The following is a 21,558-nucleotide window of genomic DNA, read 5'->3' on the forward strand; positions in this document are numbered from 1 at the left end:
GCCTTTCACTGATCTAGTGTATAATCGTAACTGAGCCGTCATCAAGATCATAACGCGCACCGATAATTTCCAATTTTTTCTCCGACACGAATTCTTTCAGAATCGGTTCGCTCGATTTTAATTTTTCCACAATTGATCTAACGTTTGCGATGACGGAATTATTGACCAAATCGCCTTTCTCTTTCCTTGCTTTTTCTACGGCGGGATGAATTGCTTTCACCAAACTTTCAATATGTCCCGGTGCCTCACCGCCTTTAACTGCGGCTTCAACGGCACCGCACCGCTCATGTCCCAAGACAACAATCAAATGAATTCCGAGATGTTCAACCGCATATTCGATACTGCCAAGTCCTATGTCATCAACAAGATTGCCTGCCGTGCGAATAACAAAAAGATCACCGAGACCTTGATCAAAAATTATTTCCGGCGGAACGCGCGAATCCGAACAAGTAAGTACTACAGCATAAGGATTCTGTCCTTTTGATGTTTCTTTTATTCTTGCCGTTGATTGATTTGGATGACTCGATTTCGATTCTACAAAGCGCTTATTACCATCGGTTAATTGAGCCAACAATTTATTTACATCCGTTGCGGATTGGTGTTGAGCATAAAGATTAAAACAGAATTGTGTGATGATAATTAGAAAAAGAACTGCTTTATATTTTTTCACTCGTTACTCCTAACAAAATTGTAAATATTTTTTAGCTGCGAACCGGTTTATATTCGTCAATCATTTTGTCCATCAAATTATCCAGCTCGTGATTTACAATTTGATTTTCTTCATGCGAAAAAAAATCAATAATTTCTTTCACACCTTCGGAATATGGTATCGTCGCTTTGAAATCCGGAACAATCCTTTTGATCTTGGAGTTATCAAAAACAGTGTCGTATCCTTTATCGCCGAATAAATTATAACCCCACTCGGCATCATACTTTGAAATAAAATCGTCCGGCAAATAAGCGACATTCAAATCACAACCGGCTTCTTCTGCTATTATTTCCGCGATCTTGTTCCAAGTCAGTACTTCATCGGATGTTATATGATAGGCTTCTCCAATTGTTTTTGGATTGCCTAGAAGTCCAACAAATCCTTTTGCAAAGTCCCTTGCATTTGTAAGTGTCCACAAAGTATTTCCGTCTTTGTGAATAATGATCTGTTTGCCTAGCTTCAACCGGTTTAAAGTTGTATTACCGCCGTACAATGAAATTTTTGTTTTATCATATGTGTGTGAAGGTCTGCAAATTGTAATCGGAAAATTATTTTCGTGAAAAATTTTCATCAGATAATTTTCACATTCAATTTTTTTTTGTGAATAACTCCAGAACGGATTGTGTAGCGGCGCTTCTTCTGTAATTGGAAGTTTCAAGGGAGGTTTGTTATAAGCCGAAGCAGAACTTATAAAAATATACTGTTTCGTTTTATCTCTGAATAATTCATAGTCGTTTCTAACATGTTCCTCGTTGTAGGCAATCCAGTCAACAACCACATCAAAATTCTCGTTGCCCAGCGCAGATTTGACTGCACGGGTATCTCTAATATCTGCGTTTATAATTTTTGCACCCGCAGCGGGTTTTCTTAATGATACACCTCTGTTTAAAAGATACAGATCAAATCCTTTTTCGATACACAGTTGAGAACATGATGAACTGATAACTCCGGTTCCGCCGATAAATAGAATTTTCATATTGACTCGTTATAAATGAGAATTAATAAAAACGACAGGAGTGAAAATAGCAAATTCAATCATCTAATATAGAATCGCCGGCTGAATTATCGAGGAAGCTAAGTGTAAATCAGAGTTTTTTAATTGCCATTACCGTCAGATCATCTCTTTTCGGATTACCCCCGATAAACTTGTTTAGATCAATTAGAATTTCTTTCGTCATTTCTTTTGGGGAGAGATTATGATTTTCCAATACAATTTTCGACAACCTATTTATACCGTATTCTTCATCATTGCAAAAAGATTCTGTTAATCCGTCCGTATAAAGAAACATAATATCATCTCTGTTCAATACGGCAGTGTTAACGGAATATTCCGCATCGCAGAATAATCCAATGGGTATTCCTGTTGAATCAATCATTGACTGTTCGTTCCGTTTCATCAACAATGGCGGCAAATGACCGGCATTACAAACTTCAATTCTTCCGTCTTTTTCCGCTTTGACACATAAGAGAGTTATATAATGAGAAGACGGATTACTTTCACATGTAAAACGGTTGATCTTTGCGACAAGCTGATCGATGCCGAATTTCTGCGGAATGAGACTATGAAACAATGCACGTATATGCGACATCAACATTGAAGCTGCGATTCCTTTGCCCGATACATCGCCAAGAATAAAGTATGTACTGTTGCAGTCAAGAATTATGTCGCAATAATCTCCGCTGACCGCTCCTGCCGGTTCATAATGAAAATGAATATCCCAGCTTTCCGCCGATAAATTTTTTGATGGAAGCATTGCTTTTTGAATTTTCTGCGCGAGATCGAGGTCTTCTTCCAATGTACGTTTTTGTTTTTCATCCAGATGATCCAGGCAGACACAGATCAATGGATTGACAACCAATCGATCGTCTTCTATCGGATCGTTGCAGACTTCGCAAAAACCATAAGTACCACCGTCAATTCTTTCGAGCGCTGAATCAACTTCTTTTAAAAGTGCTAGATAATGGATCTTTGAACTTTGTTGTTGTGCGACTTTAAATAGTCTTTCTCTTCTGTTGACAAGCTGCACGCGTATTCTGTTAAGTTCGCCTGCTTCCATTTTATTAACCTTTATTAAATTATGTTATATTCTTATTAAGATTCACACCGCTTTTATGCGAAAATAATCAACCTCTCTATAATTACACAACTGAAAAAGAATAGTATGTTGCACAAACTAAATGAAATAAATAACTTATTTTTGAATTAATCAAAATCTGAAATATGATGAGCAATTCTATAAATCATGCAACAATTAGCTCCGAAGAGATTATCCGTCCAACCCGGCTTGAGATTGATTTAAAAATTCTATCCGAGAATTTCCATCAAATCAAAAACCATGTTACGCCGGCTAAGATGATGCCGATCCTTAAGGCAAATGGATACGGGCACGGATTGGTGCGTGTTGCTCAATTGATGCAGGAACTCGGGACTGATTATATCGGCGTTGCAGTTCTAGAGGAAGGAATTCTTTTGCGCGAGCAAGGTATAAGAATTCCAATTCTTGTTCTTGGCGGAATATGGGGAAATCAAATTCCGCATTTTCTAAAACATGATTTAACAATTACAGCTTCTTCAATTGAAAAATTAAACCAGATAGATGAGCTTGCCGGGCAGATGAAATTAAAAGCGAAAGTTCATCTTAAAATTGATACCGGATTGGAACGAATTGGAGTTCATTACTATTCTGCGGAAAAACTTCTTGAAGCAACGTTGAAATGTATGAATCTAGAAGTGGAAGGAATTTTTTCTCATTTCGCAAATTCTGATAATCTCGAATTGAGCTATACTCATCTTCAGCTTGAACGGTTTATGGAAGTTTTACGGTTTTATGAAAAACATTCGCTTCAATTACCGATCCGGCACATTTCAAAATCCGGCTCTATACTACAGATGCCGGAAGCAAATCTCGATATGGTGCGTCCCGGACTTCTTCTTTACGGCGTTTATCCTTCTCGGGAAATTCCGCACTCAGTAGAAGTAAGACCGGCTTCAACATGGAAATCTCTTGTAGTTTATTTCAAAGTTATTAAAGCAAATCATCCGGTTGGATACGGATTAACATGGCAGTGCGATCATGATGTAAGATCCGTTACTGTTCCGGTCGGTTACGGTGACGGCTATTTCAGAAGTATGTCTCACAAAGCGGAAGTACTTCTTCGCGGAAAACGTTATCCGGTCATTGGAAGAATTTCGATGGATCAGATTGTGGTTAATATCGAAAAAGATTCTGCGTACAACGGAGACGAAGTTATTTTATTCGGAAGCGATGGTGAAAATAAAATTACGGTTGAAGAACTTGCAGATTGGGCTGGTACAATTCCTTACGAAATTCTAACCAACATCAACACGCGCGTGCCGAGAGTTTATATAGAATAATTAGATCAATCAATTTCTACATTAACAGAAAAAATCGAAAGGAGCCGTTGTTCCAGTATAGCAAATCCTTCTTTAATATTTTCTTTAGTCGCTTCAGTTTCTTCTAAAATATCCGGAATCATTTTTTTGTAGTAGTTGATTCCTTCAAAAAGATTCGCTGCAAATAAATTATAGAACTCTTCATCTTTGGCAGAAATCTCACTTCCATTTTCTTCCATTTTTTTCTGAAGGTAATCAATGTAAAGATCGAGTTCCTTAACAAACATATTAGGGCGGTTTGGGTGAGTTATTAAATCAATCCTTCCGTAAATATGATCAACCATTTCTTTCAATTTTACGATCTTGGAGAAATATGCAAGATTCGGTCCCGGGCAAACGGATACAGCGCGGCTTTGTTTTGGAGTTTCAATATTATTTACGATCAATCCGGTTACAGTAAGTCCCTCACATAAACAAACTTTGTTAACAACTTTATCGTACGCCTTTTGATACTCTTCCGGTTCTAATTCTTTGCTTTTAAGATCGGCAATTTTTTTGTTGATGAACGTAATGGAAGCCGTGCATAATGGTTTATCGGAATAATCTTTATTTGAGACCAAAAATTTCTTTGGACAAGGACTTCCCGGTTTTCCGTTTTCTACTCTTTTCAATTTTTCAAGGTCTTTACTATTGCTGCGCAGACTATTGAAAGGAATTCCGAGCGGGGAAATATCGCTAAGATATAAGTCCTCTTCTTTTGCTGCAGAAAGTCTTTGCAAAGTGTAATCATCAACGTTCATAACTTCCGGAACTAATAAAAACGGACTTCCCCAGCCGACCGATTTAACGCCGTAATAGCGTAGTAGGAATTCCTGCTCGGTTGATTTTCCAACACCGCCTTGAACAGTTACATTGTAATTAAGTTTTTCTTTATCAATCGAAATCTCTTTTTTGATCAATGCCGGTAGATAAATTTCCTTCAATGCATTCATCAATTCATCTTTTCTGTTTTTGAATTCTTCTAATATCGGTCCTAATAACAAGCCGTCGGTTGCAAAAGCATGTCCGCCGCAATTTAAACCGGATTCAATTCTAAATTCGGAAACCCATAAACCTTTCTTCGCCAGAAATTTTCCTTGAATAAGAGCGGAGCGGTAATCGCTAACTTTAATTACTATTTTCTTTTTGAAATTGCATTTTGAATCCGGATAAAAATCTTTAAAAGTTTCGATATAGCTGTACAGTTTCGGGTTCATACCTGCTGAAAAGACAATTGAACTTTCCAGATCGCTCATTGCAAATCCCCGCAGAGCAGCATGCGCATCATTAAATTCATTGGATAGCGTCGTTCCATCGGAATCATAATTAGCTTTATCCAGTTTGGTCATAATATTTGCTTCTATTGCACCGCGATAGATACTGTTGCGCAATTCATTTTGTAGTTTGCTCTTAGCATTTTCATCGTTCTCAATCATCATTTTATTGTATTTGATTTTAAGCTCTGAAGAATCGGGAAGCATATCAAAATATTTTGTAATCTCACTTCCAAAGGTAAACGAAGAATTTTTTAATTCATCAAATTGTTCCTTAACCATCTGGTTAACCATGTTCAAATATGCGGTTATTCTTTTGGCGCGTGAATCTTTTTCACCGTCTTCAATTGGAATGTAAAGTCTTCCTAATTTTTCCAGATAGTGTTTACGTAGTCGTTCCATTAATGTATCATCAACCACCGACATGACGGATGAGATTCCGTACCTTGCTACTTTAAGAGGAGCATCAACAGAAAACGCAACGCCGAGAACCGGGATGTGAAATGTATGTCCAAAAGACTTGATCATTATATTTCCAAATAGATATGATTATAGCTTCATTTTAATTTTTGTAACGAAAGGGATTTAATCGCGTGGTAGTTGCTATCTATCGGCGGTTATTTTACTTCTTTCGCGCTGATAAAATACCAATTATATTTGGCGCTAACTATGTTTTAGCTCTGTGTTGGTGCGGGTTTTACAAAACTTTTACATTCTAAACCGGTTATTACGGCTAATTCATCGAATATGGTAATGAATCTTGTGAAGTTGCCCAATTTTTAGTTGGTTGATCCTGCATTATAAACTTCAGCTTTCCGCCGTTTACAACTTCTTTGTGTGTAAGAAAACTTCTTTCCAATTTTTTACCGTTAAGAAAAATCTCTTTGATATAGATATTTTTTTCAGAAAGATTTTCCGCCGTAATCTTAAATTTCTTTCCGCTCTCCAGATTTATTGTTGCTCTATCAACACAAGGACTTCCGATAACATACTCATTGCTTCCCGGTGTAACTGGATAGAATCCCATTACGCTGAAAATATACCATGCCGACATTTGTCCGCAGTCGTCATTTCCGCAAAGACCGTGAGGTTCCGGCTTGTACATTGTGTTTACAATTTGATGAATGCGCTCCTGGGTTTTCCAAGGCATTCCGGCAAAGTTGTACATGTAAGGAATATGATGGCTTGGTTCGTTGCCGTGAACATAATTACCGATCATTCCGACTTTGGTTACGTCTTCGCTTTCACCGAAATATTTTTCCGGCAGATCAAACGTAAAAAGAGAATCGAGCCATGTAACTAATTTTTCTTTCCCGCCAATCAACTGAATAAATCCGTTCACATCTTGCGGAACATATAAAGAATAATTCCAGGCGTTACCTTCGATGTATCCTTGATTCACAACACTCAGTGGGTCGAACGGCAATTTAAATGTTCCGTTGGATTTTTTTGCCCGTAGGTAATGAGTTTCTTTATCATAAATATTTTTGTAATTGTTAGCGCGTTTAAGGAATTCATCAGCTTCCTTTTTCCTGCCGAGCTTATCTGCCATTTTGTAGATCGTCCAATCATCGAAAGCATATTCCAAAGTTTTTGAAGCGGAGTTGGAACTCAAATCTTCCGGCACATAACCATATTTTTTGTACGCTCCAATTCCATCGTAAAGATCGTAATTTGCGCTGGCAGTGACTGCCTCAAATGCTTTATTCACATCAAACCCTCCGATGTCTTTCATGAAAGCATCCACAATTACCGGAACCGCGTGATAACCGATCATGCACCAATTTTCATTTGCCCAGTGAGACCAGACGGGTAAAATTTTATGAACGCTTTGATCGTAATGAGCTAGCATCGAATTAACAATATCGCTTGTTCGTTTTTGCTGTATGATCGTATATAGCGGATGAAGCGCCCGGTAAGTATCCCATAATGAAAAAGTTGTATAATCAGTAAACTTGTTAGACTTATGGATGTTCTGATCGAGTCCGCGGTATTCGCCGTTAACGTCCGAGAAAATATTCGGATTCAGAAAACTGTGATACATCGCTGTGTAAAAATTTATTTTTCTCTCTTCGCTTGCATCAATTGTAATTTTAGAAAGTTCTTTGTTCCATTTTATCTTCGCATCATTTTTTACTTTTTCAAAATCCCAGCCGGGAATTTCCGCTTCTAAATTTTCAATTGCATTTTGTGTGCTCACACCGGACAATGCTACCTTCACCATGATTACTTCACCGTCTTCCGTCTCAAAGTTGAATGCGCACTTTACTTTATGTCCCGCTCTTTCGGGAAAATTTTCATTCTGATTAAACTTGCGCCAGAATCCGCCGTAAACTGATTGTTCCTCATTTCTTAATTCGTAAGATTTTACCGGTTTGGAAAATTCCATTGCAAAATAAACGTAGCGCGTTCTTGCCCAGCCGTTTGTTTGGCGGAATCCGGTAATCAAATTTTTATTTTCAACACGAATGAACGACCAAACAACTTTTCTGTCATAATTATAAATGCCTGCTGTCATATCAAGAATTATGTGAGCGTCTTTTGTTTTGGGAAATTTATATTTGTGAAATCCAACGCGCTCGCTTGCAGTTAATTCTACATCTATATTATAGTCATCCAATTTGACGGCGTAATAACCCGGGTGTGCTTTTTCTGTTGTATGCGAAAATCTTGATCTGTATCCGCTCTCCGGATTTTCTTTTGTGCCGGGATTTAATTTTATTTTGCCGATAGTAGGCATGATCAAAAAATCTCCGAGATCGGAATGACCCGTTCCGTTCATGTGTGTGTGGCTGAAGCCGACAATTGTTTTGTCCGAATATTGATATCCGGCGCAATACTTATAAACATCGGGATCGTATCCTTTACCGTTGCTGTACAAAACAGAATCCGTTTCCGGACTAAGCTGAACCAATCCGAACGGAACAACCGCACCGGGATATGTGTGTCCCATATCGTCTGTGCCGATAAACGGATTTACATAATCGTATGGCGTTTTTGTTTTATTCTGTGCAAATAAATTTAACGACGAGATGGTTATGAACAGATAAAATAATTTTTTCATTTATGTTTCCTTTAAAGAAATAGAACGCGGATTTTTATGATTGTTTATGATCATAGTGAATCATAATCGATCTTACTTATCTGCGTTCTATTGTTTTTAAACACCGATGTCTTCATTCCACAATTTTGGTTTCTCATCGATGAATCTTGTCATCATGTTAATGCATGTTTGGTCTTGAAGAACTTCCACATTCACTCCGCGGGATTTCAGATGTTCTTCCTCGCCGAGAAAAGTTTTGTTTTCACCAATGATTACTTTTGGAATTCCATAAAGAATGATAGCCCCGCTGCACATTGGGCAAGGAGAGAGAGTTGTATATAAAACGCTTTCTTTATAAACGGAAGCCGGCTGTCTTCCGGCGTTCTCGAGTGCGTCCATTTCGCCGTGAAGAATCGCGCTTTCCTTTTGTACTCTGCGGTTGTGCCCACGTCCTATTATTTTTCCGTTGTGTACAATAACAGAACCGATTGGTATTCCCCCTTCGTTCAGCCCCAGTTGAGCTTCTTCTATTGCGGCTTGCATAAACTTATCCATAATGCCTCCATTTGACACCGCAATATTATCTAAACTTTTTTCTCTATCAATTTTTTTCTAGGGGAATTTGTTTCATGAAATTCTCAAGTTGTCTTTTTCCCCAAACCGGCATCAACTCGTCTTTCGGAACAAACTCGTTAAATTTTTTCAACGAACTTTCAAATACTGTTTTCGCCGCTTTAATTCCGCCGCCGAATTGCTCGGGCGTATAATACAAGGTCATTCCCATTAAATATTCCGGCCTGGGATTTGTCTGATCCAGCAAAATTGCTTTCTGAAAACTTGAATTCATTTTGGCACTGTATTTCATATACCGGTTCATCGGATCAATTTGAAGCCTAGCCTGACAGATGAAACCTTTCAGAACATAAATTTCAGATTCGTCCGGCTGAAGAGAGTCCGCAAGCGCAATAACATTTTCAGCTTGATCCAGATACCCGTCCTTATTAGAATTCACTGTGTCCGTAAAACTTGTAATGACATAAAGGTATGAAGCGTAATAGTAAGGGAGCCATTTACTCTTTTCAGCATTTCCAATCCGCAGAAAAGAATTTGTCAGATCCACCATATCACTTAACGTTTTCATCGAATCCATCTGATACATGTTTTTTTTCATTGCGCTTACGTAACGCGTATCATCCGCATAAGTTAATTTTACAATACAAACCACCAGTAAAATAACTGATAATAACTTTTTCATTTCTTTTTCCTCTATTGATTTTGATTCAAAATACCCATTGAAATGAAAACACCGAGAAAGAATGTCCGCAGTGTTGGCGGAATCACGGCGTTGCTGATCTTTCCATCTGAAGAATATCTGTATCCGTAAACATTTGCAAATCCCGGAAGATTGTCTATCGAGAAAAAGATTACAGAATAATTTTTAAACCAGTTCGTAATAAAACTAATGTTCGCGCTTAGATTATTGTAACTCCCCGCCCGGTCGCCTAGAAACTGAGAATTGTTCGGATTAAAATATGGGCGTCCAGATGCGTGAGTATAGGTGACGGCAAGATAAGCGGCGATCGATTCAAACCATCTCTTAAAAACAACCGAGAAAGTATGGGGTGAGGCAAAAGTCGGGTACGCCATAATCGGATAATTTCTGAAATCCCTTTTTGTATCTAGATAAGAATATGATAACCAGTAATCGCAATACGTAAAAGTTTTACTGTCGCGCCAGAAAAGATCGACTCCTTTGGCGTAACCTTTTCCGTCATTACTGAATGGAACAAGAGGAACATTAAAGTATGGAAAAGTAAAAACAGAACCTTTCACCAGATTGTGATAATTTTTATAATAAAGTTCTATGCGGAATGTATGACCGTCACCGATATATTGATAATTTGCAATGAAATGATCTGCGTTCTCGTAATTAAAATCTTTGTACTGAACGAGCATATCTTTTTCGGGTGTTTGATAAAATCTTCCGAACGCAAAATTTATTTGATCGAACGCTCCCAGCCGGTATGCAAAAGAAATTCTCGGCGCTATGTTGAACTTGTTCAAAATTTTTGAATGCTCTGCGCGGATTCCAATTTTAGCGGCAAGATCATTTGTGAAGTAAAGATCAGTCTCAGCAAATCCCGCGGTAAAAATTTCAGTCATGTGAGATGAATACTGATTGTAGCTATCATCATAATCGGTTTTCTGAATTTCCACACCGGCAGTTATGTAAGTGTTCTCTGTAATTTTTTTGTTAGCTGTTATTTTTGATTGAATCAGCATTTGGTCGGAGGAAATTGAATTTCCTGCAATTATCATTCTGTCTTGATCAAGACTATAAGAAGAACCAACGAAAACATTCCAATCATCACCCCAGATATCGCGGTAGCTAACATTAGAATAATAATTTTTTGATTTCAAGCTGTAATGATCTTTGGAAGGAAAATTATCTAAATTCGGAAGGTAGAGACCAAGATCTGAACTGTTATATGAAATATATGCTTTCAGCATGCCGTTTTTAAAAAGTTTCTGCCGGAAGTTAGAAGAAAGTTCGATGCCTTCAGGAGATTTATCATATTCTACTCTTTGCTTAAAAACATTGTTGTATGGACTAAGATTGTAATACATTCCTTCAAATGCGAGTGATGTATTTTCCCATCTTTCTGTATGCGATCCGCCGAGTCCGAATACCATCAGGTTAATTGAACTGATCGTTTGCGGTGCAAGATCTTGTGATTTCAAAATAAGTGCTGATGAAAGAGCCTGGCCGTATTGTGCAGAATATCCACCGGTACTAAAAACCGTTCCTTTAAAAAGCATTGGCGAAAATCTTCCTCGTGATGGCAAATCCGGAACACTGCTGAAAAAAGGTCTTTGAACAATCATCTCGTCAACAATTGTTTTTGATTCCGCCGCTGAACCTCCGCGGACAAAGAGCCCTTCTGTTTCTCCAATCTTTTGAGCGCCAGGCAGTGTTGTTAATGTGCTGTAAAGATCGGCTTCGGATCCGGTGGTTAAAACATCAAGGGGTCTTAGTATTACACCTTTCTTTTCATCGCTCGCTTCAAAAGAGCCCGCTGAAACAACTACGGCGCTCATTTGAGTTATTTCCTCTTCAAGTATGATATCAATTTTCAATTCACCTTTTTTCAAATTGACTTTGTTCTCATACTTTTTGTAACCGACAAAACTAGCTACAAGAACAGCGTCTCCCTTCTCATTCGTTTTGAAGGAATAACTTCCGTCCTCTTTTGAAGTAATGCCGTCATAACTGTCTTTGATATAAATGTTGGCGCCGGGAAGAGGATTGTTATTTTTGTCGGAAATCTTTCCGTTTATTTTTGTTTGCGCATTAAGTAGAAATGGAAATAAAAAGATTAAAACTAGTAGGTAGTAATTATTTTTCATTTATCCTCTGGGCAGGATTTTAATAGCCGTACTTTAGACGTATCCAAAAAAACTTAGTGACGGAATAATAATAAAATCCATTACAGCAGGGGCCAATAATGGATTTAACTTTTCCTCAATAAAAGAACACTGAAAACTAAATATTAATGAACATTCAATGTACTTCCGCCGATGAATTCGCGCAGAACCGAATCTCCCGGTATCGCTGAATCGTCTTCCATCGGTTCAATCGCCTCGAGCATTTTCCTTACACGCGATGCGCGGATATATGCATCTTCGCGTAATGGATCACCATTATATTTCTTTTCCCACTCTCTGAAATACTCTAACAACTTCGGTCTATAGATCGAAACTTCGAACGACATTGATGTATTTACAATATAATCAGCTGTTCCGTTGTAAGGAAGAATATTTCTTTTTTCGGATGAACGTACGTAATGCCAATGCAGAAGCGTCTGTTCCGGATTGTATGCGCGGTGCACAGAATCACGAAGCATACGCCGTATCAAACGCAGGTCTGTCCAACGAATATATTGACCGTCAGGCATTTTCATCTGCAGTAGCGGTTCGAGATACAATTTGAATTTTTGAGCTGCGGGAATCTCTCGGCTGAATTCCGGAAAGAGCCCATGCAGACTATCTATTAATAGGACTTCATTTTCATGAAGTTTCAACGGAGTGCGGTTATCAAAACGTTTGCCGATTTTAAAATCATAATAAGGAATTAAAACTTCTTCACCCGCAGCAAGCCGCTTTAGGTGATCATTTATAAGATCAAGATCCAGGGCCTGAGGAGTTTCAAAATCGTAATCTCCAAATTCATCTTTCGGATGCATTTCGAGATCAAAGAAATAATTATCAACAACGAGCGCAACGAACTTCATTCCCATTTTATTTAGTCTTTGTTCGAGCTTCATAGTTGTTGTAGTCTTGCCGGAAGATGAGGGACCGCTCACCATAACCATTCTAAGTTCCGCGGCTCTCTCTTTAATTAGTTCTGCGGCAGTATCAAGTTGCGTTTCATAAAAGGATTCCGCTTCATGCACAATTTGAGGAAACTCTCCATTTTTAATTCTGGCGTTTGTTCCTTCAACTGTATTTAGTCTATGCGATACAGCCCAGTCGAGAGAACGCCAAACTTTTTTCCATGGGATCAATTCATTTGGTTTTGAAAAGTGGCGCGAATTTTCTCTTCTTCTTTGAGCTGCTTCTTCTCTATAAAGAATAAATTCCTTTGCAACTTTGGCGTGACCGTTTTCAATCAAGACTTTTTCAATTATATCTTGAATCTCTTCAACGTGCGGTTTGTAACCTTCTTCAAAAGTTTCTTCCATCAAGACGACTACTTGTTTTGCCAGCTCTGCGGCTTTTTCTTTATCACGTCCGCCAACAGAAACCGCGGCTCTATAAATTACATTTGCTATTCGATCCGGATTGAAAGGAACAACAGCACCGCTCCGTTTAATTACAAATTTAAATTTGCTCACGCCAACTCCATAAAATTTATTATGACAAAATTAACTATAAACAGATCACTTATAGAAATACTATTTCTTTTTACTAAACGAAATTAGAATTACTAATACAATATCTTTTCGGCATAAGAAAATATTGCGGGAGTTCCTCCCGTATGCCAGAATAGTATTGTGTCGGTATCTTTAAACTCATTATGTTCAACCGTATCAACCAAAGCGCCGAAAGCTCTGCCTGTATAAACCGGGTCAACAAGAATTCCTTCTGTTTCGGCCAAGAGTTTTATTGCTCTTCTGTCCAATTCACCAACAATACCGTAACCTTCACCGAGATATTCATTTCTGAGTATGAAATCATTTTTTGTAAATGTATGATCAACTCCCAAAAACTTTGCCGAGGAATTTGTAAGATTCAAGAGATGTTCCGAATAAACAAGATTGCCAGATTCTTCTTTATCAATTTCAACGCCGATCAAGTTAAAATTTTGTTTATAAATATATTTCCCTAAGACAAGTCCCGCGTGTGTTCCTCCCGAACTTGAGGCGAAAATAACATGTGATATTTTTTGATTTATCTGTTCCAGCTGAATTTTGAGTTCATTAACAGCTTCAACAAAACCGGCAACACCAATTTCATTTGATCCGCCGTAAGGAATTATATAAGGATTCTTCCCGAGTTGAATTAATTTTTCTGAAATTTTCGGAATTTTTTCTCCTTTGCGGAACTCTCCCGACCAATGAATATGTGCGCCGAATAATTTATCCAGTAAAAAATTTCCTTTCGGCAGTTCGGGCTCTGAACCTCCGAGAACAAGATGACATTCCAATCCGCTTAGCGCACACGCTGCTGCAGTTTGTCTGCAATGATTAGACTGTTCTGCACCGCCGGTTATAATTGTGTCACACCCTTTTGAAAGAGCGTCCCCTATCAAAAATTCAAGTTTGCGTGTTTTGTTGCCGCCGAAAGCTAATCCGGTTAAGTCGTCCCGCTTTATAAAAATTCTCGGTCCATGCAGTTTTTTAGATAACTGTTTCAGCTCAGTAACTGGTGTTGGGAAAAATCCAATTTGTTTTCTAGGTAAGTCGAAATTTTTCATCTAGGATAACCAACTGTTTGAGAAAGAATTATTTTTTGATCTGCTCTTAGTTTTAATACTTCGGCTAATTTTGGTCTGTCAATAAGACCTCTAACAACACATACTAATCCTTGCGAAGCACAATAGAGATAAACATTTTGAGCTATAAACCCGGCGTCCGCGGAAGTAAAAATTAATTTAATCTCATCGCTATCACTCGATTTGATTTTTGCGTAATCCGAAATGTAAAGAAGATTAACCGGCGCTCCTTTTACAAAATCCTGCGTACCGAAAAGCTCACGAAGGTCCCCTTGTGCAACTGGACTTAACATATTTTCCTTTGCCTCGTACAAATAGACACCTTCAGCTAACGCCACATAAACATCCATCTCCTGCCAGTTACGAGCTGACGGCGCTGTGCGTTTGCCGGTTCCCGGGCGGTTAATTCCGTATGCTGCCCATAACAAATTTGAAAGTTCTTGAAGAGGCAGCTGCCTGGTATCAAAGATGCGAGCTGATTGACGCATTGAAAGAGCTTGCATCAGCGGTTTACCGATTTCTTTTTGAGGTGGCGGCAACAGAAGTGTTATTAATTCCTGCGCATTAATAACGGAAGCAATTAATAATAGTGCTAAAAATATTTTTTTCATGGCTCACCTAAGTTTATTAAAAAATAAATCTATTCATTAACAACGATATTTACTCACTCCAAAGAAATCTAATCATGGTTATCAATCTCCGACAACAGATAAACCGCAAATGACGCAAGCCAATGTTCACCTTCATAATTTCCACTTGTAATATTCGACAACCCCGCTTCTGCATGTTTTTGTGCCGATGAATAAAGAATTTTTTTTAGAACACTCTTCTCGGATAAATTTTTAGCGATGCCATACATGCACCACGCCCGACTTAAATTCAATCCATCAAGATGAACAAGCTTTGGATCGGTTCTATCGGTTACAACTGCGGGCCCAAGAAGATTTTTTGTTCTGCCGATCTTGGGCATAAACTTCTTAAACCAATTTTGAAAATCTGTTGGCTTAAGAATTCTTCTCATTAGATCGGCTTCCATCAGACCCGGTGAAAAGAAATCTTCTCCTCCCGGTTCCCATTTAGGATCATAGTCCTTATCATTCTTATAATAAGTAAGTGCTCTTTCTATAAGAAGATTTTCAAATATTTCGTAGTGCGCTTTGCGGGCGTAATCCAATGCGAAAGCAATTCCAAATGCTGTGTTGGGATGAACTCCGGTTCTAATTGGATAATTTTGTTTAGGAAGAAAATTTATGTAGCTCTGCACTAGAGCATCTGTCAGCGGCTGCAAATTCTGGTTCCATTTTTTTCCGTCAGCATCGTTCCAGTTCATTAACTCTTCCTGAAGTTTTAAAAGCCACGCCCACCCGTATGTCCGTTCAAAAGATTTTCGATTTTCTTGATTCAAATATGCGACTTCCGTTTTAATATTTTCGGCGGTTAAATTTTGGTTAAGAGCTTTTCTAATTTCTTGAGAGTTCTCTAGATCCGGAAATGTTTTCAGAAGACGAACCAGCATCCAGTGACCATGCACGGACGAATGCCAATCAAAACAGCCGTAAAATGCTGGATGCATAACAGAAGGCGCCAGCACTTCTTTTGGATCATTCATCACATGATCAAGTTTGTTCGGATATTCTTTCTGCACACACTTCAATGCAAGTCGAGCAAATCCAGAAGCAATTTTTTCGTTGAATGTACTTTTCATAGAGGTGCCTTTAGAATTTTGCTGCGGAGAAATATCTGAGACTGTTAGGAATAATGCAAAAAGTAAAAATAAATGAAAATACTTTTTCACATTTCCTCCGGATGAAAATTTTTAGAACAAAATTTAATTAGTGTTTCGCTACTCTTGCTCGGTGAATATTAATTTTTTGCCAGACATTGCCGGTAATGTACGCTTCATTTTTTAACCATTGCTCATTCAGCTCCTCGCGCGAGGGATAGTCACAAATAATCATAGAGCCGATCATTTTTTCTTCATCATCTAGAATTGCTGACGCGTAAAGCCACTTGCCGGCATCAAACATTTTTTGAGCATTTGTTAAGTGGCTTTCTCGCACCGCCATTCTTCTTTCCAGGGCTTTATCGTCTGTGCCGTCATAAGCTATTACTATAAATTGCATTTTCAATCTCCTTTTTTATCCGTTAACCAGCTTCATGCCGGATTGACTTTTTCTTTCACCTTTAATTTTCTTTGCAAGAGTGTTGATTCTGCTTAGCTCTTCTGCCGTTAATTTGATTTCAGTAGAATTAATATTTTCCATTAAATATTTTTCTCTTTTTGTACCGGGAATCGGAAAGATATCTTCGCCCTGTGCGTGCAGCCACGCCAAAGCCAGCTGACTTGCTTTGCATCCTTTCTTTCCGGCAATTTGTTCAAGTTCTTCTACTATTTTCAAATTTGCTTTGAAATTATCCTCTTCAAACCAAGGAACTCTTTTTCTGAAATCGTTTTCGTCGAACTGATTTGTGTCTTTCACTTTTCCGGTTAAAAATCCTCTGCCGAGCGGACTATAAGGAACAACTGCAATATTAAATTCTCTGCACGTTTGCAAAATTTTATCTTCAATATCTCTTACCCAGATTGAGTATTCAGTCTGCAGTGCGGTGATCGGATGAATTTTGTAAGCGCGCTTTAGAGATTCGGCAGACGCTTCTGAAAGTCCTAAATATTTTACTTTTCCTTCTTTAACAAGATCCGACATTGCGCCGACAGATTCTTCAACCGGAACATTCGGGTCTACCCGATGCAGATAGTATAGATCAATTGAATTAATTCCGAGTCTTTTTAAACTTGCATCGCAAGCGCTCTTCGCATATTCCGGTCTGCCGCTTATTCCGGCTTCGTTGGGAAGAAATCCGAATTTTGTAGCAATGACAGCTTCATTCCTTCTTTCCTTCAGCGCTTTGCCGACTAATATTTCATTATGCCCGTTGCCGTAAACATCGGCGGTATCAAAAAAATTTAATCCGTTGTTAAGCGCTGTATGTATGGTTGCAATTGATTCCTCATCGTTTGTCGGTCCGTACCATTCGGACATTCCCATGCATCCTAATCCAAGTATTGATGCATTGAGATCGCTATTTCCAATTTTTCTCTTAACCATTTTGTCTTTCCTTTCTTTATTCCTTTTTCCTTCATGGTTTCATTGCGTCATTCCTTTTTCCTTCTTTCCTTCATTGCTTTATTACTTCTATCACATCTTCTTTATTCGGAACTACGCACAAAAATTCAAATGCTTCATCTCCCAAAGTTTTATATGAATGAGGAACACCTGCCGGAATAAAAACGACGTCATCTTTTTTAGCTACAAATTTGTGTTCGCCAATTACAACATCGGCATTTCCGTTTAGAACAAGCTGCTCATGTTCAACCGTGTTTGTATGCATCGGCATTCCTCCGCCAGGCTGAATAGTGAATTTGCGCATCGCGAAATTAGGAGCTTCATTAGAACTAATAAGAACCTGCTTTGTTGTTTTAGTTCCGGCAGTAACTTCTTCTTTCGGAACTTCGTCTATTTTTTTAACCGACATGTTTTACCTTTCTGAAACTTTATAAATTACAGAAGAAAATTTAACTAAAAGCACAATTAGATTTTAACCGATAATAACTTTTTGTAATTTTCCGCCGGCCGATTAGATGCCAGTAATTTTATCAATTAATATCAGAGTCCGTTATGAAATTTACCAAACTGTTTCTCGTTCTTACTCTTTTTGTTTCGTCATTAATGATTGCATCAACAAAGGGAAAAATTCTTACAACCGCGGAAAAAACAAATTTTGAATCGACTTCTCGATACGCAGAAGTAATAGATTTCTTCAAACGATTAAAAAAGATTTCGCCGAATATCAAAATAGAATCGATTGCGAAATCCATTGAAGGAAGAGAGATTCCCCTTATCATAATGGGAAAACCTCTGCCAAAATCTTATAAAGATATTAAGAAAGATAAAAGAATTGTAATCTACGTTCAGGCGAATATTCACGCCGGAGAAGTTGAAGGAAAAGAAGCAATTCAGATGATTGCGAGAGATATCTTACTAAAAGAAACTCCAGACTATTTGAAAAATGTTCTTCTGTTAATCTGCCCCATCTTCAACGCCGATGGAAACGAGCAGATAAGCAAACTCAATAGAACAAATCAAAACGGTCCAGTTAACGGTGTCGGCGTCCGCCACAACGGACAAATGCTTGATCTAAACCGAGACGCGATGAAAGTTGAAACGCCGGAAGTTTACGGAATGATCACAAACATTTTGAGGAAATGGGATCCGGCGCTGATGCTCGATCTTCATACAACGAACGGTTCGTATCATACGGAACCATTAACTTATACTTGGATGAATAATGGAAATACAGACAGAACTTTGGTGAATTACATGCGGGATAAAATGGCGCCGTGGCTGAAAAAAACAATTACGGAAAAGTATTCCACACCAAATGTTTTTTACGGTGAGTTTAGAGATATGCGCGATCCGAGCAAAGGATGGGATTCATACGCTTTTGAACCGAGATACATTGTTAATTACGTCGGCTTGAGAAACCGTCTCTCTTTATTAAATGAAAATTATGTCTATGCCGATTTTAAAACACGTGTACTTGGCTGTTACAGTTTTCTTAGAGGGGTTTTGGATTACGCATCTGCAAACAAAGACGAGATTAAAAAGAGGCTGAAGGATGCCGACGAAAGGACAATCGCTCATGGAATGAACCCGACCGAGAAGGATTCTTTTGCGGTTGAGTTTGTAGAAAAACCAACTCCAACTCCCGAAGTTATTAACGCATATGAAATGGAATCTTATAAAGACGCGAACGGAAGAGAAAGACTTAAGCCGACCGATAAGGTTAAGCAAGTTACAGTTCCTTATTTCGCGGATTATTTTCCAAAGCGAAGTGTTCAATATCCATACGCATACATTATTACTATTCCCGACGCTCAAGTTGTAAAACTCTTGAAGACGCACGGAATAAAAATCGAGAAGCTAGAAAAACCGGTTACACTAGATGTTCAGACAATAAAAATTAAAGAGTTAAAACCAGCTGCAAGGTTGAATCAAGGCCATTATAATAATTCTATCAAAGTTGATTATATAAAAGAGAAAAAAGAATTTGCCGCGGGAAGTTTAGTTATACGAACGGCTCAACCGCTTGCAAATGTTGCCGCATATCTGCTTGAACCGGAAACCGACGATGGTCTTCTTCTCTGGAATTACTGGGATAAATATTTAGTGCCGCAATGGGGCGGATCTTTTTTACTGTATCCGGTTACCAAAGTTTTAACGGCGCAGGAAATTCCATCGAAGGAATTGAAATAGCATTTAAATACTGAGCAAAGAAGAAAGGAAGTAAAAATGTTCTTTGGTAAAACTTGGGATGAATGGATCTCGCAATACGCGGGAAGTCATCAAAATCCATTAAATAGATTTTGTCATACAATCGGTATTCCTCTTATTGCAATATCAATTCCGTTTTTTGTTATAAGTATTTTTGTTCAGGATCTCTGGAAGATTCCAGCCGCTATGTTTATTGTTGGGTGGATCTTCCAGTTTGTCGGACATGCATTTGAAGGAAAGCCGCCGGAATTTTTAAAAGACTGGCGTTTTCTTTTTGTTGGTCTCCGGTGGTGGTTTGCAAAAATTAAAGGGCGGGCTTAATTCTTAATTACACTTTTGTTTTTGAAGCGAGCCATTCATAAAGAGAACCGGGAATCAATCCGACAATCCGTGTAAGCAGAGCCATCTGCCACGGAAATTGAATTATTCTTTTTTCTCTTTTGATTCCATCTATAATAATCTGCGCCGCTTCTTCGGGCTCCATTAGAAACGGCATCTTGAATTTATTCTGCGCGGTCATCGGGGTTTTTACAAATCCCGGTTTAACCGTAATCACTTTTATACCGTACCGTTTTAATTCAACCCTAAGACCTTCGAAATAAATTGAAACTGCGGCTTTGCTTGCACAATAAAATCCGCTTCCGGAATAACCGCGGTTATCTGCAAGAGACGAAACACCGACGATCATTCCTTTTTTGATTTTCACAAAATCGGGAAGAAGTTGTTCAACCCAATAAACAATTCCGAAAAAATTGGCTCCGAAAGTCTCTTCAGCAAATCGGGAATCATAATTATCAACTGTAACGGTACGACCAACACCGGAATTCAAAATTGCAACATCTACACTGCCGAATTTTTCTTTGATGACTTTATAAGCTGAAGCAACTTCATTTTTTTTGCTTACATCACATTTAATAATTAGCGGCTGGTTATTAGTGATTTGTGATTGGTTTACCAATTCTTCCAGTAACTCGATTCTCCTGGCAAGCAGAATCAGTCTGCACTTTTCTCTTAAAAGTTGAAGAGCAATTGCTTTTCCAATACCCGAGGAAGCGCCGGTAATTAAAACAACTTTGTTTTCGAAATTCATATTTGTCTCGGCTGAAAATATTTCCATTCCAAAATCGTAAATCAAAATCAACAAATCCAAAATCTGGCAGGTTTTTTTTGATAGAACAAAATTTGTATCTTTTCATAAATTTTTTTGAAACATTTGCACCTTCATCGGTTACAGACAAAATATGAATCCGGAATTTCTTGAAATAGAAAAAGTATTTATCAATAAAGAAATAATAGATACTAACTTTACGTGCGATCTTTCAAAATGCAAAGGCGCATGCTGCACGATGGAAAGCGAGTTCGGCGCCCCGCTCACGGAAAACGAGATTGAACAGATAAATAAAATTCTCCCCGTTGTAATGGAATATTTGCCTAAAGAACACAATGAGGAGATAGAGAAAAAGGGCTTTTGGATTGAGAAGCAGGACGATTTGATGACGCGAAGTTTAAACAACAGAGCCTGCGTTTTCGTAACTTGGGATGGCGATATTGCTAAGTGTGGTATTGAGAAGGCTTATCGCGATGGAAAAATTGATTTCATCAAACCCGTCTCTTGTCATTTATTCCCTATTCGCGTTTCAAAATTCGGCGGAGACGTTTTACGGTTCGAAAAATATTCCGAGTGTCAACCGGCACTCGAAAAAGGAAATAAAACTCAAATAAAAATTATAGATTTCTGCCGTGAATCTCTTGAACGTGAATACGGCAAAGAATGGTTTAGTAAAACAAAAAAATCGGTCGATGATTAATT

General features: G+C 38.3%; 20 protein-coding genes. 4 read left to right on the forward strand and 16 right to left on the reverse strand.

All coding sequences use genetic code 11. The features are described from left to right. Positions 1-13 precede the first annotated feature (13 nt). The 3 genes from NTX65_09120 to NTX65_09130 form a co-directional block, all read right to left on the reverse strand. Entirely contained in the window at positions 14-670 is a 657-nt protein-coding gene (locus NTX65_09120) for a carbonic anhydrase (protein ID MCX6169489.1), read from the reverse strand. Positions 671-701: 31 nt separating this feature from the next. Further along, on the reverse strand, positions 702-1,685 hold the full coding sequence (locus tag NTX65_09125) for an SDR family oxidoreductase (GenBank protein MCX6169490.1): 984 nt from the start codon (positions 1,683-1,685) through the stop codon (positions 702-704). A gap of 109 nt (positions 1,686-1,794) precedes the next feature. Beyond that, the gene (locus tag NTX65_09130) at positions 1,795-2,766 is read right to left on the reverse strand and encodes a SpoIIE family protein phosphatase (protein ID MCX6169491.1); all 972 of its coding nucleotides are present in this window, start codon (positions 2,764-2,766) and stop codon (positions 1,795-1,797) included. Between the two features lie 167 nt (positions 2,767-2,933). Here NTX65_09130 and alr point away from each other — a divergent pair, with 167 nt between their 5' ends. Further along, the gene (gene alr / locus NTX65_09135) at positions 2,934-4,085 is read left to right on the forward strand and encodes an alanine racemase (protein ID MCX6169492.1); all 1,152 of its coding nucleotides are present in this window, start codon (positions 2,934-2,936) and stop codon (positions 4,083-4,085) included. Positions 4,086-4,090: 5 nt separating this feature from the next. Here the strand turns inward: alr and NTX65_09140 are convergent, their stop codons facing one another. The 12 genes from NTX65_09140 to NTX65_09195 all read right to left on the reverse strand — a co-directional run bounded on the left by NTX65_09140 (position 4,091) and on the right by NTX65_09195 (position 17,949). Beyond that, positions 4,091-5,905, reverse strand: a complete 1,815-nt coding sequence (locus NTX65_09140) for a hypothetical protein (GenBank protein ID MCX6169493.1) — start codon at positions 5,903-5,905, stop codon at positions 4,091-4,093. 205 nt (positions 5,906-6,110) lie between these two features. After that, positions 6,111-8,441: a GH92 family glycosyl hydrolase gene (locus NTX65_09145; protein ID MCX6169494.1), complete on the reverse strand. Its 2,331-nt coding sequence runs from the start codon at positions 8,439-8,441 to the stop codon at positions 6,111-6,113. A 96-nt stretch (positions 8,442-8,537) separates the two neighbouring features. Then, positions 8,538-8,975 (reverse strand): nucleoside deaminase, encoded by a 438-nt coding sequence (locus NTX65_09150; GenBank protein ID MCX6169495.1) that lies wholly within the window; start codon positions 8,973-8,975, stop codon positions 8,538-8,540. A 46-nt stretch (positions 8,976-9,021) separates the two neighbouring features. Further along, positions 9,022-9,675, reverse strand: coding sequence for a hypothetical protein (locus NTX65_09155; protein ID MCX6169496.1), 654 nt, complete (start codon positions 9,673-9,675; stop codon positions 9,022-9,024). Positions 9,676-9,686: 11 nt separating this feature from the next. Beyond that, on the reverse strand, positions 9,687-11,828 hold the full coding sequence (locus NTX65_09160) for a TonB-dependent receptor (GenBank protein MCX6169497.1): 2,142 nt from the start codon (positions 11,826-11,828) through the stop codon (positions 9,687-9,689). Between the two features lie 143 nt (positions 11,829-11,971). Beyond that, positions 11,972-13,315, reverse strand: a complete 1,344-nt coding sequence (locus tag NTX65_09165; GenBank protein ID MCX6169498.1) for an ATP cone domain-containing protein — start codon at positions 13,313-13,315, stop codon at positions 11,972-11,974. Between the two features lie 92 nt (positions 13,316-13,407). Further along, positions 13,408-14,397, reverse strand: coding sequence for a D-cysteine desulfhydrase family protein (locus NTX65_09170; GenBank protein MCX6169499.1), 990 nt, complete (start codon positions 14,395-14,397; stop codon positions 13,408-13,410). Continuing rightward, complete coding sequence (locus NTX65_09175; protein ID MCX6169500.1) at positions 14,394-15,026, reverse strand: SagB/ThcOx family dehydrogenase; 633 nt, start codon at positions 15,024-15,026, stop codon at positions 14,394-14,396. Before NTX65_09175 ends, NTX65_09170 begins: the two co-directional genes overlap by 4 nt. A gap of 68 nt (positions 15,027-15,094) precedes the next feature. Beyond that, positions 15,095-16,210: a DUF2891 domain-containing protein gene (locus tag NTX65_09180; protein MCX6169501.1), complete on the reverse strand. Its 1,116-nt coding sequence runs from the start codon at positions 16,208-16,210 to the stop codon at positions 15,095-15,097. A gap of 37 nt (positions 16,211-16,247) precedes the next feature. Beyond that, on the reverse strand, positions 16,248-16,538 hold the full coding sequence (locus tag NTX65_09185) for a YciI family protein (protein ID MCX6169502.1): 291 nt from the start codon (positions 16,536-16,538) through the stop codon (positions 16,248-16,250). 15 nt (positions 16,539-16,553) lie between these two features. Beyond that, positions 16,554-17,522, reverse strand: a complete 969-nt coding sequence (locus tag NTX65_09190) for an aldo/keto reductase (GenBank protein ID MCX6169503.1) — start codon at positions 17,520-17,522, stop codon at positions 16,554-16,556. Between the two features lie 70 nt (positions 17,523-17,592). Continuing rightward, complete coding sequence (locus NTX65_09195; protein ID MCX6169504.1) at positions 17,593-17,949, reverse strand: cupin domain-containing protein; 357 nt, start codon at positions 17,947-17,949, stop codon at positions 17,593-17,595. A gap of 143 nt (positions 17,950-18,092) precedes the next feature. Between NTX65_09195 and NTX65_09200 the strand changes: the two genes are divergently transcribed. Both NTX65_09200 and NTX65_09205 read left to right on the forward strand, forming a co-directional pair. Beyond that, a complete protein-coding gene (locus NTX65_09200; GenBank protein MCX6169505.1) occupies positions 18,093-19,730 on the forward strand; it encodes a M14 family metallopeptidase in 1,638 nt (545 codons plus the stop codon). Positions 19,731-19,766: 36 nt separating this feature from the next. Beyond that, entirely contained in the window at positions 19,767-20,069 is a 303-nt protein-coding gene (locus tag NTX65_09205) for a DUF962 domain-containing protein (protein MCX6169506.1), read from the forward strand. 7 nt (positions 20,070-20,076) lie between these two features. On the opposite strand, the gene NTX65_09210 is transcribed toward NTX65_09205, so the two are convergent. Continuing rightward, positions 20,077-20,865: an SDR family NAD(P)-dependent oxidoreductase gene (locus NTX65_09210; GenBank protein MCX6169507.1), complete on the reverse strand. Its 789-nt coding sequence runs from the start codon at positions 20,863-20,865 to the stop codon at positions 20,077-20,079. Between the two features lie 124 nt (positions 20,866-20,989). Here NTX65_09210 and NTX65_09215 point away from each other — a divergent pair, with 124 nt between their 5' ends. After that, positions 20,990-21,556, forward strand: a complete 567-nt coding sequence (locus NTX65_09215; GenBank protein MCX6169508.1) for a DUF3109 family protein — start codon at positions 20,990-20,992, stop codon at positions 21,554-21,556. Positions 21,557-21,558: the final 2 nt, after the last annotated feature.

It is taken from the genome of Ignavibacteriales bacterium (assembly GCA_026390795.1).
Classification (GTDB): Bacteria; Bacteroidota; Ignavibacteria; order Ignavibacteriales; family Melioribacteraceae; genus Fen-1258.